Origin of the sequence: Geofilum rubicundum JCM 15548, from assembly GCF_000974365.1 — a bacterium.
GTDB lineage: Bacteria > Bacteroidota > Bacteroidia > Bacteroidales > Marinilabiliaceae > Geofilum > Geofilum rubicundum.
The window spans coordinates 1-17,069 of record NZ_BAZW01000044.1; the positions used below are offsets into that span (position 1 = coordinate 1).

The following is a 17,069-nucleotide window of genomic DNA, read 5'->3' on the forward strand; positions in this document are numbered from 1 at the left end:
GTCAAAGTAGAAGTAAGTATTAAAAAGAATATCATGAGAAACAAAAAGTTTTTTTTCGGACTTAAAAAAAGCAGTAGGATTTATTTGTCCTTGTTGCTTAGTGCATTTTTGATGCTTTTATTTACAACATGCCAAAAGAATGATGATAACTTTTTTGAAGAAAGAAGGGTTCAAGGGAGAATTTCTTTTTTGGATGTAGTAGATGCTAGAGCATTGATACTGGGTGGTGATGAAGGCAACCTGAAATCGGAAGGGTTAACAACTGGAACCCCTGAAAATTCAATCTTTAAAATAACGGAAGATGGCGTTGTTCAGGAAATTACTTACTGGCAGATTGATACTATTTATATCGAAACAGAAGATGGCATGGAAACCAAAATTGACTCCGTGGAGCTCACAAATACATTATACCCGGTTCATATCTTTAATGCTGATGATAATCATTTAATTGTATGTTTCGATCAGGTAGCAGAAGAGGCCACCAATGGTTATTTTGAGTTGGAATACTTGGTGAGAAAATCCGATGGAGCTGTTTTTGAGCTACCCTTAGGTTACAGACCAATAACAAGATGGAGTCATTTTAATCAAATGTTCAAAAACGAAGAAAGTTCTGTTCTTATACAAACAGACGAAGCGGGTTATATCTACTTTGTTGGTAAGAACGATATTATCAAACTAAGCACCCAGAATCCAGAGAATGTTACCTTCCAACAAATCACAACAACTGAGGTTTCGGGTGAAGGTGTTACTAATTATCGTGTTAATGGGTCCGGTCATATTATTTTTAACAGCGAAGGCATTAGTAACCCAAGAGTTACAAAGTTAAGATTCAGCTCCGGCGGGTTGGCATATCCCAATAAAAATATTATACCGTTTTGGCTTGGGTTTGACAATAGTTTTTATTACTCATACACACCTGATTATCAACCTGGAGTGCCTAGCATGCCGGTTGTTGAAAAATTAACTATTGAGAATGGACAAATCAACTATGAAAAGATAGGGGAAGTAAACCACCCAGATGCTGACTTGACTTATATGGGAATTGGTAGTTTTATTTTTAGAATGGAAGCCATCAATAAAATCGTGGTTATGGATTTTGTCGACAATATGGATCAAATCGGGGATGTTGTGGCAGAAGTATATAATAATGATAATCAAGTCAAAGTGTTTTCCATGGAAGAATTAGGAATAACATCAATAAATATTGGTCTTTGCTCTGATAATTATTATTACTTGGCCGGTCTAAATGGAAACCAGCCGGTTCTTCTGAAGGTAAACCCCTCTGTTTTTCCTCATAGTGTGGAGCAATTGGTTCCTGAAGGTTCGTATGATATTTACAAAATGGCAGTGACATCCGATGATTATGTTATGATTCATGCCTTACGCATGTCTGACGGCAATCATGTAATTTCCCAGATATCGCCAACAGGTGTAATTACACAAATGGAAGATATTGGAACTGAAGTAATACAACTTGTCCAAATCAGATAAACACCAAAATATCACTAATGGCACTCCACTCCCATAATTAAACAAATTCTTCAAAAGCCATATGCTCGTTAAATCAGACACTGACAATGTCAGACAACGCACTAAATAGTAATCTAACCGCATGGCTGTTATGAATACATAGTGCCTCATGCAGGAAAACCAACCTGCAACCTTGATATAATAAAATAGAGAGTAAAGGATCGTTATGAGTGTGCCAAATTATGATGAGAATAGAAAAGTTTATCGAGAATAAGAAACAGTTCCTGGACTTACTGTTATTAGCGGACGAGCAGGAAGATATGATTGACAAGTATTTGTCTGGTGGAGATTTATTCGCGTTGTTTGAGGGTGATTTGAAAAGTGTCTGCGTTGTTGTGCCGATAAGTAGGGACACCTGCGAGTTGAAAAACATAGCGACCTGTGAGAAATATCAAGGCAAAGGTTACGGAAGAGCATTGATTAACTTCATTTCTGATTACTACAAAAGCGACTACAAAACTATGCTTGTCGGGACAGGCGAAACACCAGGGATATTGTCGTTCTATGAAGGTTGTGGATTTAAAAAGTCACATCGGGTTAAGAATTTTTTTACAGACAATTACGACCACCCTATGTTTGACGGCGACATTCAACTTGTTGATATGATTTATCTTAAAAAGGACTTATAGGAATACAAGATGGTATGGCAAAAATAGACAACAATATGAAGCAGTGGTACGAAACCTTATTCGAAAATTACGGTGAAAAATACGACAATGAATCTTTTTCACAAGGTACAATTGGGGAGTGTGATTTTATTGAGAAAGAAATCAATCATGATAAAAAACTAAAAATCATAGATATAGGATGCGGCACTGGTCGACATGCCATTGAATTAGCCAAGAGAGGTTATTCAATAACAGGCATTGATTTATCGGAGTCGTTGCTTGAAAAAGCCAGAGAAAAAGCAAAACAAAAAGGATTGCAAATCGATTTTTTAAAACATGATGCTCGTAATCTGCCCTTCGACAAACAATTTGATGTTGCAATAATGATGTGCGAAGGCGCTTTCCCATTAATGGAAACAGATGAAATGAATTACGAAATTCTCAAAAATGTTTCTCAATCATTAAAGGAAAACGCAAAATTTATATTTACTACCCTCAATGGCTTATTTCCAATATTCAATTCTATCGAAGAATTTTGTGCCGCAAATACCGATGATGGAAATGCAACGTATCACAAAAACACTTTTGATTTAATGACATTCAGAGATTACAATATAACGAAAGTTGAAGATGACAATGGTGTAGAAAAAGAACTCAAATGTAATGAAAGGTATTATATACCATCTGAAATTACTTGGTTGTTGAAAACACTTGGATTTAAAAAAATTGAAATTTTCGGAGCAAAACTGGGAGCTTTTTCCCGAGAAGATAAACTAACAACGGATGATTTTGAAATGTTAGTCATTACAGAAAGATAAAATACACAAACGCACAGCACCGAACACAAAAAACTTAACAATCAGGGCATTATAACACACTCCATCCCTGATATGAATGGCTACAACATGGAAACGCAAAGCACAACCATCTCTGTAGGTTATACATTTTTATTGCCTGAATAACATCTTCAGACATCACTACTTTTCCCCGAAAAAGATATTATAGCTCCGTTTCTTTTTCAATAGGCGGATGTTCAGTTTGACATTGATGGTGAAGAATAATTTTAAGAGAGAATCCTGAAAGCTTCCGTTTTTGCTGAACTGGTCGAAGTATTTTTTATACATTTTGAAGCCTTTAATGACGTTATCGGTAACATCATCGTTGGATAGCAATTTCAAATGGGAGCGGTTGAAGGCGGTTTGGTATTGGGGTAAGGTCCAATGGTGAAAATTCATTCTCTTTTTCCAACGCTTTAGAAACACATTCTCATGGGCGGTGGTTAAGATATCGGCAATGATGAATTGTCCCCCGGGTTTTAATACTCTGCCTATTTCGTCGATAAACAGGTCTTTGTGGGGATAGTGAAAGGCACTTTCAATATTAATGACGATGTCGATGCTGTTGCTTTGAATTTTGGTTAAATCCTGGGCGTTGCCTCAATAAACAGGGCATTTTGGATATTTCTTTTCTCCTTTTCTTCATTGGCGATTTCCACGTTATGGGGGTTGATGTCCACGCCAGTTACACTTTTAACCGGATGATTTTGGGCCACATACAAGGTCCCAATGCCATTGCCACAACCGATGTCCAATACATCTTTGCCTTCTAGGGTGCTATACTTTTCGATGCAGTATTCCAGCAAATTATCCTGGGCCTGACTGAAACTGTCTTTATCATCCTTATAGAAGGGATAGTGAAGCATGTGATAGTCGCCATTAATGGTTTTAAGGGCGGCATTCATGGCTTCATAGTAATCTCTGGTAGCAAATGCTATTTTTGTTAAGCTATATATGGACATGTTGAAGGTTTGTGGATTTTGTGTATTCAGAACTTTTGCTTACAGTAAAGAATGGATTTTTTTATGGCATTAGAAAATATCTTGCTGTTTTTTTCAACCTTCCCTTTTAAAATGGCTTGTAACCCAAACCGCCAATCTGTCGTAACAAGGGGTATCATCATGGCACGAAAATAGCTATGTAATAATTAATTAGAACTTACGTTTTAAAGATATTAATACCCCGTATCAAAACCGAGAGTGGAATGCCAGACCCTGATAAGGCTGGCATTCTTTACCAAAAGGCTTCTTCACATATATTCTTATAATGCCATATACCAGACTCAAACTATCAGTGCTTATGACGCTATTGCTCTCTGTAGCGATGCTGTGGGCCTGTTCAAAAAATTTGTATCAGTCGCAAAACGGTCAGGACACAGTGATTAAAACGGATAACCGGGAGTTGGAAAAGTTCATGGAACAGGGCTTTGAAAAGCCGTTGAATACTTCAAGGACGAGTGCGAGCGAGATTATCAGAACAGCTCGAAAGTATCTGGGAGTTCCTCACTGCATGGGGGGAACGACTTTCAATTGTATGGATTGCTCAGGGCTGTTGTTTACGACATTTGGCGAGCATGGGATTGAGGTACCGCGCAGCTCGGAAGAACAAGCAAGGTATGGGCGCTATATTGGGAACCGGTCGGAGTTGCAAAGGGGTGATCTGGTGTTTTTTATTCGTTCCTATAAAACCAGCAAGTACATTACGCACTCGGGTATTTATCTGGGCAATAATGAGTTTATTCATGCCTCTTCGTCACAGGGGGTTACCACTACTTCCCTCAGCAATAGCTGGTGGAGCGAGCGCTTTATTTTTGGGACCCGTATTTTTTGACAAAACTACCGGTGGGGTCGAACTTTTCGGCTTGCTTTTTTAGGTTAAAGCGGCGGTTGACGCGGCTGTCGGTGCCTCTGCCCGACTGGTACGCCCAATTGCCATAGTTGCTGTATACGTCGTAATCCACCAATAAGTATTCGAACCAGGCTGCGCCCCATTGCCAGTTGACTTTTAGTTCTTTGGAGAGGTAAAATGAGACGAGCATTCGTCCCCGGTTACTCATGAAGCCGGTGGCTTTTAACTCACGCATAAGGGCATCGACGAGGGGCTGACCGGTGCTTCCCTCCCGCCACATGTTGAAGGCGTCATAATCGTTGTACATGGTGGGTTCTGAGGTACGCAGGCCTTTCAGCCAGAACAGTTTTTCGCCGTAGCGCATGATTAAATACCGGAAATAATCGCGCCAGATGAGCTGCTCTTTGAGGGTTTTGATCGAGATCTGTGCCTCTTCGTCTGGCTGGGATGGGGCACTCAGGTGCTGCCAGATTTTCCGGACGGATAAGGATCCATTGGCCAGCCAGGGTGCCAAATGGGAAGAAAAGTGAGCTCCCTCTAACTGGTTTCTGGTTTCTGAATAGCGCCATGGAGCGCCACTGTTGATATAGGTCTCCATTCGCTCCAGACCGGCCGTCTCGCCGCCTTTAAACAGTCCGGATGGTCCCGTGGGGATGGAATACACTTCGGGGATGGCCGTCTGATCTCCCTGATAGCGGGGCATATGGGTGATGGTAGGACTGGTCGATACATAAACCCCAAGAGGTTCTACTTTGTTTTTGAAGGCGGTATAATAAAAGGGTGATTTATCGACGGTAAAGGGAACTTGGTCGGGCGTAAACAGCATGCTTCCGGGCGTGAGTTGCAGGTGCAATTGCTCGGAAAGCATGGACTGCTCGGACAACTCTTCAGCGGCATATTCTTCCTGGGCGTAAATGGCCTGGGCATCGCAGCGGACATACAGTTCTTTCAGGATGACGACCGGGTCTCCTTTAAAGATCAACAAGTGGTTGCCGGCATTTTGAATTTGTTCAGACAAATTCAAGACGGTCTCATACAAGAAGGTCAAACGATGCGCTGCTATTCGCGGAAAGTCCAGGTCCGGAAAGTTCGTCCACCATTTATCGTCAAAGATAAAAACGGGTACAATAGGGCGCCCGGTGGATAAGGCCTTTTGCAAGGAGGGATTGTCGTGCAGGCGCAAATCGTTGCGGAACCAATAGATAACAGGCTGTTGTGTCATGTTTACTGTTTTAGTGACAAACATTAAACACAACAAGCCGAAATTAGTTTAAGAAAACAGCGATCTTAAACGACCACCATTTTCTTTTTCAATTCCCTGGCGCTGGCTTCGTCGGAAAGGTTTTTGACTATTTCCAGCGAGAAGGCCATGGCGGCGCCAATGCCTTTTCCGGTAATAATTTTTCCATCTGTGAGCGCGGGTGTATCAACCATGTGGCGCCATAGAGATGCTTTTCAAATCCGGGATAACAGGTGGCTTTTTTCCCATTGAGTAAATGCATTTCTCCCAGAATCATAGGTGCGGCACAAATGGCCGCCAGCCATTTGTCGCGACTGTGGAACTGGGCGACCAGTTTCTTGACTTTTTCATTGGCCAATAAATTGGTGGCGCCGGGTATGCCACCGGGAAGCAGCAAGAGGGTGGCGCTATCCACTTCCACATCGTCCATAAAAACATCGGTTTTCACCACAATGTCGTGCGCGCCTTTTACGTTGGGGGCACCGGTGGTAGACACCAGAAACACTTCGTAACCAGCTCTTCGTAAGACATCTGCAGGCGTCAGGGCTTCGACTTCTTCAAAGCCTGCTGCCAATAATATATAAATACGCTTCATATGCAATGATTTTTTATTATATCTTCGCCGGATAACTATTTGCAGAATAAAGATAAGCATCTATTGTCTTTATTAAAAATATAGTTTACTGCTGAACCCGACTCACCATACAAATAACCTGTTTGTCACAACCTTAAGCCCTTTTGAATTAAACCTTTTGGGGTTTATTCCGTTTTAATTAGTAGGCTTTTATTTTTTTAGAGTTCGTATTATTTTTGTGTTTTCGTTCAAAAACAACAACATGCTAAAAAACCAGGGAGATAAGGTGGCCATCTCGTTCGGCAACGACCGGATTACGTATGGCAATTTATTGGCTAAGATTGACAAATTTGCAGATTTACACGCGTTGGATAAGGGGCAGCGGGCGGTTATTTTTTCGGAGAACCGACCAGGATGGTTTTATGCCTTTTATTCTATTTGGAAAAAATCAGGGACAGCCATTCCGGTGGATTTTATGGCCACAGCATCTGAAGTGGCTTATATTCTTAAAGACTCAACGCCTTCCGTCGTTTTTGTGTCTGCCGCCAAAAAGGCGGACATGGAAGAGGCCATTGCGCAGGCAGAGATTCTTACACAATTGATTGTCATTGACGAGTACGATCAGTTTGAACCTCAGTTGGTTTCAAAGGAGGACTTTCCACAGCCCAATGAGGCGGATACGGCGGTGATCATTTACACGTCCGGAACCACCGGATCGCCCAAAGGGGTGATGCTGTCCTATGCCAACCTGATCGCGAACGTTACGGGCGTTTCCAAGCTGATTCCTATTTATTCAGAGAATTCCCGTGTCATGGTGCTTTTGCCCTTGCACCATATCTTCCCTCTGGTGGGTACCATGATTGCCCCTTTGAATGTGGGGGGCATGGTGGCCATTAGTCCATCCATGACCTCTGAGGACATCATGGGTACATTGCAGGCCAATCAAATTACCATTGTCATCGGGGTTCCCCGTCTGTATGCGGCCATCCGTAAAGGGGTGGTCGATAAGATTAATAAGAGTGGTGTAGCGAAAAAGCTGTTTGCTCTGGCCAAAAAAGTAAATTCACCGAAGTTCTCACGACTGGTCTTTGGAACCGTTCACCGCAAGTTTGGCGGAGCTGTCAGAAGTCTTGTTTCGGGTGGTGCTGCCCTGGATCCGGAGGTGGGTAACGATTTCAAAACCTTAGGTTTTGAAGTGCTCGAGGGATTTGGCATGACCGAAGCGGCACCCATGATTACCTTCACGCGTCCGGGACGTGTACGCATCGGATCGCCCGGCGAGGCGCTTCCGGGCACCACCATTCGCATTGTGGATGGAGAAATCACGGCATCCGGCCCCAATATCATGCAGGGTTATTTCAACCGCCCCGAAGAAACGGCAGAGGTCATTAAGGATGGCTGGTTGTACACAGGCGATTTGGGCTATCTGGATGAGGATGGCTACCTGTATATCACGGGTCGGAAGAAAGAAATCATTGTGCTTTCCAACGGCAAGAATATCAACCCGACGGAACTGGAAGAAAAAATTCTGGCCTCACCCCTGGTGAAGGATGCCGGGGTGTTCTTTCATGAGGAACAACTCAATGCGGTTATTTTGCCGGAGGACCATGAAATGCTTGCTTCAGAAATAAAGGATACCATTCGCACGCAGTTGATTGAACCGCTGAACAACTCGGTGTCGTCCTACAAAAGGATTATGCAGTTTCACATCACCAATGAGGAACTGCCGCGCACCAGACTGGGGAAACTGCAAAGGTTTAAACTGGTGGATTTTACCATCTCTACGGAGCAGGAAGATACGGATGACACGGAAGTGGAGACTTCTGAAGAGTTTCAGATCATTGCCGATTTTATTTCGGTGGAAAAAGGTAAGAAGGTGAAGCCCGGTCACCATCTCGAATTTGATTTGGCCATGGATTCACTCGACCGGGTGGGACTGCAGGTTTATATCCATCAAAATTTCGGTATTGAAATTGAAGCTGCTCAACTGAGCCAATTCTCTACTGTGGAGCACCTGGCCGCGTATGTGGCGGAGAAGAAAACCAAAATGGAAGATGGCAAAATTGACTGGACCGACATCCTTCGGGAGCGGGTCCATATTAAGTTGCCGGTGTCGTGGTACCCTACCCGACTCATCATGCGCTTATCAAAGGTGGGGTTCAAAATCTATTTCCGTTACCGGTCCAAGGGACTGGAAAACATTCCTGAAGGTCCTTGTATTATTGCACCCAATCATCAAAGTTTTTTTGACGGACTGTTTGTCACTTCGCTTTTACGGACCAGACAAATCAGTCAGACCTTTTTCTATGCCAAGGCGCAGCATGTAAAATTACCGATTGTTAAGTTTTTGGCCCGCCGCAACAATGTGATTGTGGTAGATCTCAATAAAAACTTAAAGGAATCCATTCAAAAACTGGCCGAAGTGTTGCGGCATCAGAAGAACCTCATCATTTTCCCGGAAGGCACCCGCTCCACCACCGGCAGCATCGGACAGTTTAAAAAGACTTTTGCCATTCTGAGTCGCGAACTCAACATTCCGGTGGTGCCTGTCTCCATAAAAGGTGCCATAGAAGCGCTGCCAAAAGGCAGCATTTTCCCGCGCCCCTGGAAAAAGGTTCAGGTCGAATTCTTACAGCCTGTCTATCCTGAAAACAATACCTACGAGCAAATTACCAATGCGGTGCGTAATAGGATTGTGGAGACCATGGATAATAAGGCGACCAGCTAAGCGTTCCAGCTAAAATTTCTGGCATAAATGTCTGAATTTCCGTACCGCATATTTTTGTCGTACGGAAATTCTGTTTTATAACAGTTGTAAAATGCCGATTTTATAACAAGCCTTTACAAAAACGCCTTATTTTTGTGGACGTATTGTAAAACCCAAAAAAATGATAGGTACCCTGGTTAATGTGGCTGCCATTGTAGCGGGCGGTTCCATAGGCATTGTCTTTAAAAAACAGCTTCCGCAAAAGGCCATTGAGGTGGTATTTCAAGGCATAGGCTTGATTACTTTTGGTATTGGTATTTCCATGTTTTTAAAGAGTGAATGGCTGATTGTGGTGGTCATGGCGATTCTGGCCGGGGCCATTACAGGGGGCCTGCTGCAACTCGATCGGCGCATTGAGAATGCCTCTCTCCGACTAAAAAACAGATTCAAAAATACGGGAGAACACTTTTCGGAAGGACTTATTACGGCTTTCCTGTTATACTGCATGGGGGCTTTGACCATTCTTGGGGCCATTGATGAGGGACTGGGAAACGGTGCAGAATTGCTGTTCACCAAATCGATACTGGATGGCTTTGCCTCCATTGCCCTGGCCTCTGCGCTGGGGTGGGTGTCATCTTCTCGGTGGTGCCGCTTTTTATTTATCAGGGTGGTATCACCTTACTGGCGTTTTATCTGGGTAGCTTTTTCGACATGGCCCTTATCAATGAACTTTCTGCAACAGGTGGAATACTGCTTTGTGGTTTGGGGTTAAACATCCTGAAACTAACGAAAATCAAGGTCATGGATATGCTTCCTGCCCTTCTCTATGCCCTGTTTTTTGCCTATATTTACAGTCGTTTTGTATAATTAAACTGTTACGCATTTGGAACCATCTGCCAAAGAAAGACTTGTGGCCCTTTTCGAACAATGGGCGGGACAAAAAGTGGAAATGCTTTCGGAACTACCGGCTTCTGGGTCCGACCGTCAATATTATCGAATCACGGGTAAAACCACGAATGTTCTGGGTGCCATCAACAGGGATGTGAAAGAGAACCGGGCTTTCATTGAGTTCAGCCAGTTTTTCAGATCTAAAAGTCTGAAGGTGCCTGAAATATATGCGGTGGATGGGGACATGGACTGCTACATTCTGGAGGATTTGGGGAATACGACGCTTTTCGACTGGCTGTCCACAGCCCGTCGAGAAAAGGAAATCCCCGCTCCCATCATAGATTTTTATAAGCAATCGATTGAGCAACTGATTCAGTTTCAGTTGAGCGGTCAAAAACTGGACTTCTCCTTGTGTCATCCACGGTCTAAATTCGACAAGCAATCGATGATGTGGGATTTGCACTATTTCAAGTATTACTTTTTGAAACTGGCGCAGATTAGCTTCGACGAGCAATTACTGGAGGATGATTTTAACCGTCTGGCGGATTATTTGCTGCAAACCGACACCTCCTATTTTCTTTACCGGGATTTCCAGAGTCGCAACATCATGGTAGTGAACGACCAACCGGCCTTTATTGATTACCAGGGGGGTCGACAGGGTGCCTTGCAATACGATTTGGCCTCGCTGCTTTACGATGCCAAGGCCGACTTACCGCAGGCATTGCGGGAAGAGCTGTTGAACCACTACATCTTACTGATTACCCAAAAAATCAAAATAGATGAGTTGAAATTCCGGGAACTCTTTAAGGGCTATGTACTGATTCGCATTATGCAAGCCATGGGGGCTTATGGATTCAGAGGTTTTTATGAGAAAAAGGAGCACTTTTTGAAGAGTATTCCCTATGCGCTGGAAAACTTAAAACATCTTTTACCTGGTTCCTGGCTGAGGGATAAATTTCCGACGCTTCACGCAGCGCTCCAGGAAATTGTGGGCAATGAGCGTTTGTTACAGATTTCAGCTGCACCGGTATTAACGGTGACCATCAATAGTTTTTCTTACAAAAGGGGTGTACCCATTGATTTCAACGGCAACGGGGGCGGTTTTGTGTTCGATTGTCGCGCCGTCCATAATCCGGGACGCTATGAAGCCTATAAAACCAAGACGGGTAAGGATCCGGAGGTCATTGCCTTCTTTGAAAAGGAACCGGATATGCATGATTTCTTAGATGGGGTATACAACCTGGTGGATCAATCGGTGGCCAAATATTTGGATCGGGATTTTAAACATTTAATGGTGAATTTTGGTTGTACTGGGGGACAGCACCGGTCGGTCTATTGTGCTGAGCGATTGGCGCGTCACCTTAAGAATAAGTATCAGATCAGTATTAGGTTGAAGCATGTGGAGCAGGAAATGAGGGGGTGAGGTGATTAGGTAATTAGGTCAAGAGGCTGAGAGATCAAGAGGTTGAGAGGCGGAGTGAAACGGAGTCCCGCGAAGCGGGATCAAGAGGGTGAGAGGGGTTGAGTTGGTAGATAGGGTTGCGAAGCGAAGCGGAGTCCCGCAAAGCGGGAATGGGGTAAGTGGGGTGATTGGGGATGGATAAGGTGAGATGGGTGGAGGTGGAAATATGGAGGTAATGGAATTTGGAAATGAGGGTTTATGGGAAAACATAAGTGTGATACGGATAAGGAGAAGGTGCTCAAGGAGACGCATCGGTTTCTGTGTAAAAAATGTGGCCGGTCGGCCAAGAAAAAGGACAAATTATGCAAACCTGATAAATTAGATAATTAAGCGCTTAACCGATGGATAATATCTTGTCTCTGTTGATTGGTTTAATTTTTTTGGCCGGTTTGGCCACGCCTCTGCTATACCGAATCTGGCAAAAGAACACCGGCATTTATTTGGCGGTTATTCCCCTGATCATTTTTGTTGTACTTATTTCTGAGCTCTTTCAACTGGCACCACGCGAAAGTTCAGTGCTGGAAACCACCATGGGTTTTTTGCCGGGTATGGAGTTTGCTTTTCGAATTGACGGCCTCAGTCTTATTTTTGGTTTATTGATCAGTGGCATTGGTGTCCTGATTTTATTGCATGCCTCCTACTACATGGCCAAGTATGAGCGTCAGGCCAATTTCTATACCTATCTGATGTTTTTTATGGGGGCGATGATTGGCATGGTATTTTCTGACAACCTGCTGGTCCTCTTTGTCTTTTGGGAGATCACAAGTGTGGCTTCCTTTTTTCTGATCGGATTCGACCACCATGCGGAAAAATCGCGACAGGCTGCTTTGCAGGCGTTGTTGATTACAGGCTTTGGGGGCTTGTGTCTCTTCTTTGCGGTTATTTTGACCGGAAACATTACCGGCACTTATGTCATCAGTGAATTGCTGGAACAGAGCATTCATCTGGGCAACCACCCATATTACTATTTGATTCTGACCCTGACGATTTTAGCGGCTGTCACCAAATCGGCCCAGTTTCCTTTTCACTTCTGGTTGCCGGGTGCCATGCAGGCACCCACACCGGTGAGTGCCTATTTGCACAGTGCGACCATGGTCAATGCGGGCATCTTTTTGCTCATGCGCATCTACCCCATTATGGGCGGTACCATGATGTGGAAGTATTCTCTGATGCTGACGGGGGTAATCACCATGTTCCTTGGGGCTTTTTTCGCCATGGGACAACGCGACTTTAAGCGCATTCTGGCCTTTACGACCATCAGTGCTTTGGGGACCATGACGCTACTGGTGGGAATTGACACCCCGGATTCTTTAAAAGCAGCGCTGATATTCTTCATTGTGCACGGACTCTACAAAGGGGGACTTTTCATGATTGCCGGCATCATTGATAAAAGTACGGGTACGCGCGACATATATGATCTTCACGGGCTCTTTAAAAAAATGCCCGTAACGGCCATTGTTACCTTGCTGGCTTTGATTTCGATGGCGGGACTCCCGCCCATGCTTGGCTTTATTGGCAAGGAACTGATTTATGAGGCCAAAATGCAGTTGCCCGATGTTTCCTGGCTCCTACTGCCTTTAGGTGTGGGTGCCAACATGCTAATGGTGGCCATTTCTATCACGGTGTTTTATGAACTTTTTATACCCGACAAGAAAAGGAAACCGATTGAACTGAAGTACAGGGAGAGGGATCTGCCGCTTCGATTTATTCTCGGCCCCATTTTACTGGCGGTGGTGGGACTTTTTTTGGGCCTCAGCCCAAAAATTCTTGAAATACCGGTCGATAACGGACTCTATTTTATGGGCAATCAAATGGCCCATATTAGTCTGTCTCTGTGGCATGGCTTCAACGACGTCCTCATTCTAAGTATATTCACCGTCCTGTCGGGCATTTTTATCTTTTACATTCGTCGCCCGGTCACCCGAATGATTGGCAGGATTATTACGTGGCTGGACCACTTGCATCTCCCTACCCTGTTTTCACAACTGATCAATAAATATCTGAAAACGGCTGCCAAAAACACGAACTTGTTGCAACATGGCTATCACCGCTTTTATCTCTTAACCTTTTTCCTGGCAGTGATTGCACTCATGGGCATCCAGATTTTCAGAATAACAGACATCCAATTACCTGAGCTGACGCCCAGTCCCATTAAAATTCACGTGGCCCTATTACTTCTGGTTACGGCCATTTCGGTGATATTTGCGGTTTTTGCCAAATCTCGGCTTTCTGCTATTTTGGCCATGGGGGTAGTGGGTTATGGCATTGCCATGCTCTATCTTTATTATGGGGCGATCGATCTGGCCATTACGCAGTTTCTGGCAGAGACGGTACTGATGGTGCTTTTTGTCATGGTGATTTACTACCTGCCGGAGTTTGCCATCCTATCCAACAAGAAATCCCGTCTGCGCGACGGCATTATTTCGGTGGCCGTGGGTGTATTTGTAACTCTGGTCGTGCTCAAAGCCAAATTCCTGAATCTGGAAACCCCCATCTCGGAGTTTTTTGCTGCCAACTCCTATACCGAAGCCCATGGCCGCAACATCGTCAACGTTATACTCGTCGATTTCAGAGCCCTGGACACCTTGGGAGAACTTACGGTGCTAACGCTGGCTGCGGCCGGGGTTTACTCACTGTTTCGGTTTCAGATTAAGACTTTGAAAAAGAAAAAGTCGGGCCAGCAAAAACCCCGGGAAAACGTCGACAACAAAATGCACGGATAAGTGTGGCTGACAACCAAAAACTTAAACAGAAAAAAAGACATAGATGAACAACATCATTCTTGAAAAAATAGCCCGCCTCTTTCTTAGGGTCATTGCCGTGATGTCGGTCCTCCTGCTGTTAAGAGGTCATAACAGTCCGGGTGGTGGTTTCATCGGTGGCATTGTTCTGGCCACCGGCTTTATCTACTACGGAATCATTTTTGGTTCGGATCGCATCCAATCCATCATCTATTTTAATACGCGCATCTGGATGGGCATTGGGCTTGGACTGGTGCTTGTAGCGGCTGTTATTCCGGTGTTTGTGGGACAAGCGCCCTTAACCGGTTTGTGGTACATTGGGGAATGGCCGCTTGTGGGGACCATGCACATTGGTACGCCCCTGTTGTTCGACACGGGCATTTTTGTGGGGGTAACCGGACTCATTTTATCTGTTATTATAACCATTATGGAGGTACTTAAATGGAATACGTAATCGCTGTTTTTATAGGACTGCTTTATGCCTGTGGCGTGTATCTGATTCTTCGCCGAAGCATTGTCAAGGTTATTTTAGGTGTATTTGTACTGAGCAATGCCACCAACCTGATCATATTTTTATCCGGTGGCATACAACGGGGCGGGGCGCCATTTATTCCGGAAGGTGCGGAGACGGTGGATCCGGCCACCATTTCAGACCCTTTACCACAGGCGCTGATACTCACTGCCATCGTTATTAGTCTGGGAATATCGGCCTATATTCTGGCCCTCAAGTACCGTTATTTTGACGTGACCGGTACGCACGATTTGGACCAACTTAAAAACACCGACCAGCGATGATATTGTTTGCCTTGTTATTGATACCCTTCAGCTATTTAATGCTGGGCCTCCTGATTAAAAAGTCGGGGATTAAGCAGCGACTGGCGCTGTTGTTTGCCACCGTCAACTTTCTGTGGGCACTGGCGCTGGTTCCCATTGTGCAATTCCGGGAAATCATCGTGGTGCAAATGGGCTCGTGGGCGGCACCTTATGGTATTTCACTGGTGGCCGACCGCTTTAGTGTGCTGATGCTGGTGGTGGCAGCTTTTGTCTTTTTTTTGACGACCATCTACGCCACACAGTCGGTGGACAAGGCCAGAAGAAAAAATGGTCATTTCTTCTTCTCTTTTGGTATTCTGATGGGAGTTAACGGCAGTTTTATGGCCGGTGACCTGTTCAACCTCTATGTGTGGTTTGAAGTCATGCTCATGTCCTCCTTCATCCTGGTTAGTCTGGGCGGAGAACGCCAGCAGCTGGAAGGTTCTATCAAATACCTGATTCTCAACCTCATTTCATCCCTGTTCTTTGTGGCGGGCATCGGCCTTCTCTACGGAAAACTGGGATCACTGAATCTGGCCGATTTATCTCAAAAGATGGCGTCGGCCACCGATAATCTGGCCGTGTTGAATCCGGCATTGATTCTTATTTTTGTCGGCTTTTCCATCAAAGGGGCCCTCTTCCCCTTCTTTTTCTGGCTACCTGCCTCCTACCACACACCTCCTCCGGCGGTAACGGCGCTGTTTGCGGGCTTGCTGACCAAAGTGGGCATCTATTCACTGGTACGGTTCTACACCTTGTTTCTGTATTACGACCATGGTTTTTGGAACGAGGTGGTATTATGGATGGGGGGTCTGTCCATGGTGATTGGGGTTATTGCGGCCTCCTCCCAGTACGATTTTCGAAAAATCCTGTCCTTCCATATTATCAGTCAGGTTGGCTACGTGGTTATTGCACTGGGCTTTTTTACGGTGGCCGGACTGACAGCGGCGCTTTTCTTTTTGGTGCACAACATGCTGGCCAAGACAAATGCCTTTCTGGTAGCCGGTTGGGTACACCGGGAAAGAGGAACGCTGAATCTGAAGGTACTGGGCGACATGTTTAACAAAAGTCCGGTTTGGGGAATTTTATTCTTCATCTCCGCTTTTAGTCTGGCCGGCCTGCCCCCACTGAGCGGATTTTTTGGTAAATACCTGGTGCTTAAAGCTGGCATTGAAGCCGACCAGATTTTCATCACGCTGGTGGCCTTGTTTGTGGGCTTGTTCACCCTCTTTTCCATGGTGAAAATCTGGATGGAAGTATTCTGGAAACGACAACCAGAGGACATTGCCCAGCCAGCTCCCATCAACCTGAAACCGGCTAACTGGATGTTGTTTTCATCGGTAGTGATGGCATTGGCCATCGTGGGAATGGGCCTGTGGGCTGCGCCCATTGTGGATTATTGCCAGTTGGCCGCCGAAGATCTATTGACGCCTTCTAAATACATTGACTATGTTCTGGGATACCATTAAAAACACCTTGACGGTGAAGACCATTAAAAGGATGTACTATCTATTGGTGCTCTTTTTCTATTTTTGCTACAAAATAATAGAATCGGGTTGGATTGTCGCCTTGTTGGTTCTGAAAGGCTCCCGGGGAGAACAAGGTGGTTTCTTTGAATACACCCCCATGGTTCACAAATCATGGCAGTTGGTGGTTTTATTCAATATGATCAGCATGACACCGGGCTCGCTTTCGGTAGATATTAAGGAAGAGGGGGATGTCATTCAGGTTCACCTGTTACGCATCTCCGATAAAGAGGATTTTTTGGCGGTTACCGCCAAAATTGAGCGATTACTGATTAAAGCACTTTAATTATAGCATT

General features: G+C 44.7%; 15 protein-coding genes and 2 pseudogenes. 12 read left to right on the top strand and 5 right to left on the bottom strand.

Translation table 11 applies throughout. The annotated features are described in order from the left end of the window. The 3 genes from JCM15548_RS15365 to JCM15548_RS15375 all read left to right on the top strand — a co-directional run. A partial coding sequence (locus tag JCM15548_RS15365) for a hypothetical protein (RefSeq protein WP_227625913.1) occupies nt 1-1,491 on the top strand: 1,491 nt, incomplete at its 5' end. Nucleotides 1,492-1,712: 221 nt separating this feature from the next. Then, nucleotides 1,713-2,159 carry a GNAT family N-acetyltransferase gene (locus JCM15548_RS15370; protein WP_227625914.1) on the top strand — a complete coding sequence of 149 codons (447 nt, stop codon included), beginning with the start codon at nt 1,713-1,715 and terminating at the stop codon, nt 2,157-2,159. A 35-nt stretch (nt 2,160-2,194) separates the two neighbouring features. Continuing rightward, nucleotides 2,195-2,956 carry a class I SAM-dependent methyltransferase gene (locus JCM15548_RS15375; protein ID WP_062127392.1) on the top strand — a complete coding sequence of 254 codons (762 nt, stop codon included), beginning with the start codon at nt 2,195-2,197 and terminating at the stop codon, nt 2,954-2,956. Between the two features lie 159 nt (nt 2,957-3,115). Here the strand turns inward: JCM15548_RS15375 and JCM15548_RS24400 are convergent, their stop codons facing one another. The 3 genes and pseudogenes from JCM15548_RS24400 to JCM15548_RS15385 form a co-directional block, all read right to left on the bottom strand. Beyond that, nucleotides 3,116-3,373 carry a hypothetical protein gene (locus JCM15548_RS24400; RefSeq protein ID WP_062127310.1) on the bottom strand — a complete coding sequence of 86 codons (258 nt, stop codon included), beginning with the start codon at nt 3,371-3,373 and terminating at the stop codon, nt 3,116-3,118. Between the two features lie 45 nt (nt 3,374-3,418). Beyond that, a pseudogene (locus JCM15548_RS26420) lies at nt 3,419-3,550 on the bottom strand (class I SAM-dependent methyltransferase); the annotation flags it as partial. 5 nt (nt 3,551-3,555) lie between these two features. Then, nucleotides 3,556-3,936, bottom strand: coding sequence for an SAM-dependent methyltransferase (locus JCM15548_RS15385; protein ID WP_062127314.1), 381 nt, complete (start codon nt 3,934-3,936; stop codon nt 3,556-3,558). A 337-nt stretch (nt 3,937-4,273) separates the two neighbouring features. Between JCM15548_RS15385 and JCM15548_RS15390 the strand changes: the two genes are divergently transcribed. Then, nucleotides 4,274-4,804: a C40 family peptidase gene (locus tag JCM15548_RS15390; RefSeq protein WP_227625915.1), complete on the top strand. Its 531-nt coding sequence runs from the start codon at nt 4,274-4,276 to the stop codon at nt 4,802-4,804. On the opposite strand, the gene JCM15548_RS15395 is transcribed toward JCM15548_RS15390, so the two are convergent. Then, nucleotides 4,779-6,044 (bottom strand): DASH family cryptochrome, encoded by a 1,266-nt coding sequence (locus JCM15548_RS15395; protein ID WP_062127320.1) that lies wholly within the window; start codon nt 6,042-6,044, stop codon nt 4,779-4,781. The genes JCM15548_RS15390 and JCM15548_RS15395 overlap by 26 nt on opposite strands. Before the next feature lie 127 nt (nt 6,045-6,171). Continuing rightward, nucleotides 6,172-6,657: a DJ-1 family glyoxalase III gene (locus JCM15548_RS15400; RefSeq protein WP_227625916.1), complete on the bottom strand. Its 486-nt coding sequence runs from the start codon at nt 6,655-6,657 to the stop codon at nt 6,172-6,174. 241 nt (nt 6,658-6,898) lie between these two features. Here JCM15548_RS15400 and JCM15548_RS15405 point away from each other — a divergent pair, with 241 nt between their 5' ends. The 8 genes and pseudogenes from JCM15548_RS15405 to JCM15548_RS15440 all read left to right on the top strand — a co-directional run bounded on the left by JCM15548_RS15405 (nt 6,899) and on the right by JCM15548_RS15440 (nt 17,059). Continuing rightward, complete coding sequence (locus tag JCM15548_RS15405) at nt 6,899-9,364, top strand: AMP-binding protein (RefSeq protein ID WP_062127323.1); 2,466 nt, start codon at nt 6,899-6,901, stop codon at nt 9,362-9,364. Nucleotides 9,365-9,524: 160 nt separating this feature from the next. Beyond that, a pseudogene (locus tag JCM15548_RS15410) lies at nt 9,525-10,210 on the top strand (DUF554 domain-containing protein). A 16-nt stretch (nt 10,211-10,226) separates the two neighbouring features. Further along, nucleotides 10,227-11,654, top strand: a complete 1,428-nt coding sequence (locus JCM15548_RS15415; protein ID WP_062127327.1) for a RapZ C-terminal domain-containing protein — start codon at nt 10,227-10,229, stop codon at nt 11,652-11,654. 380 nt (nt 11,655-12,034) lie between these two features. Next, a complete protein-coding gene (mbhE, locus tag JCM15548_RS15420; protein ID WP_062127330.1) occupies nt 12,035-14,416 on the top strand; it encodes a hydrogen gas-evolving membrane-bound hydrogenase subunit E in 2,382 nt (793 codons plus the stop codon). Between the two features lie 43 nt (nt 14,417-14,459). Beyond that, a complete protein-coding gene (locus JCM15548_RS15425) occupies nt 14,460-14,888 on the top strand; it encodes an MnhB domain-containing protein (protein ID WP_062127333.1) in 429 nt (142 codons plus the stop codon). Then, nucleotides 14,876-15,229, top strand: a complete 354-nt coding sequence (locus tag JCM15548_RS15430) for an NADH-quinone oxidoreductase subunit K (protein WP_062127336.1) — start codon at nt 14,876-14,878, stop codon at nt 15,227-15,229. Before JCM15548_RS15425 ends, JCM15548_RS15430 begins: the two co-directional genes overlap by 13 nt. Continuing rightward, nucleotides 15,226-16,716, top strand: coding sequence for a proton-conducting transporter transmembrane domain-containing protein (locus JCM15548_RS15435; protein WP_062127339.1), 1,491 nt, complete (start codon nt 15,226-15,228; stop codon nt 16,714-16,716). The genes JCM15548_RS15430 and JCM15548_RS15435 overlap by 4 nt, the downstream gene beginning before the upstream one ends. Next, entirely contained in the window at nt 16,697-17,059 is a 363-nt protein-coding gene (locus JCM15548_RS15440; RefSeq protein WP_083985184.1) for a Na+/H+ antiporter subunit E, read from the top strand. Before JCM15548_RS15435 ends, JCM15548_RS15440 begins: the two co-directional genes overlap by 20 nt. Nucleotides 17,060-17,069: the final 10 nt, after the last annotated feature.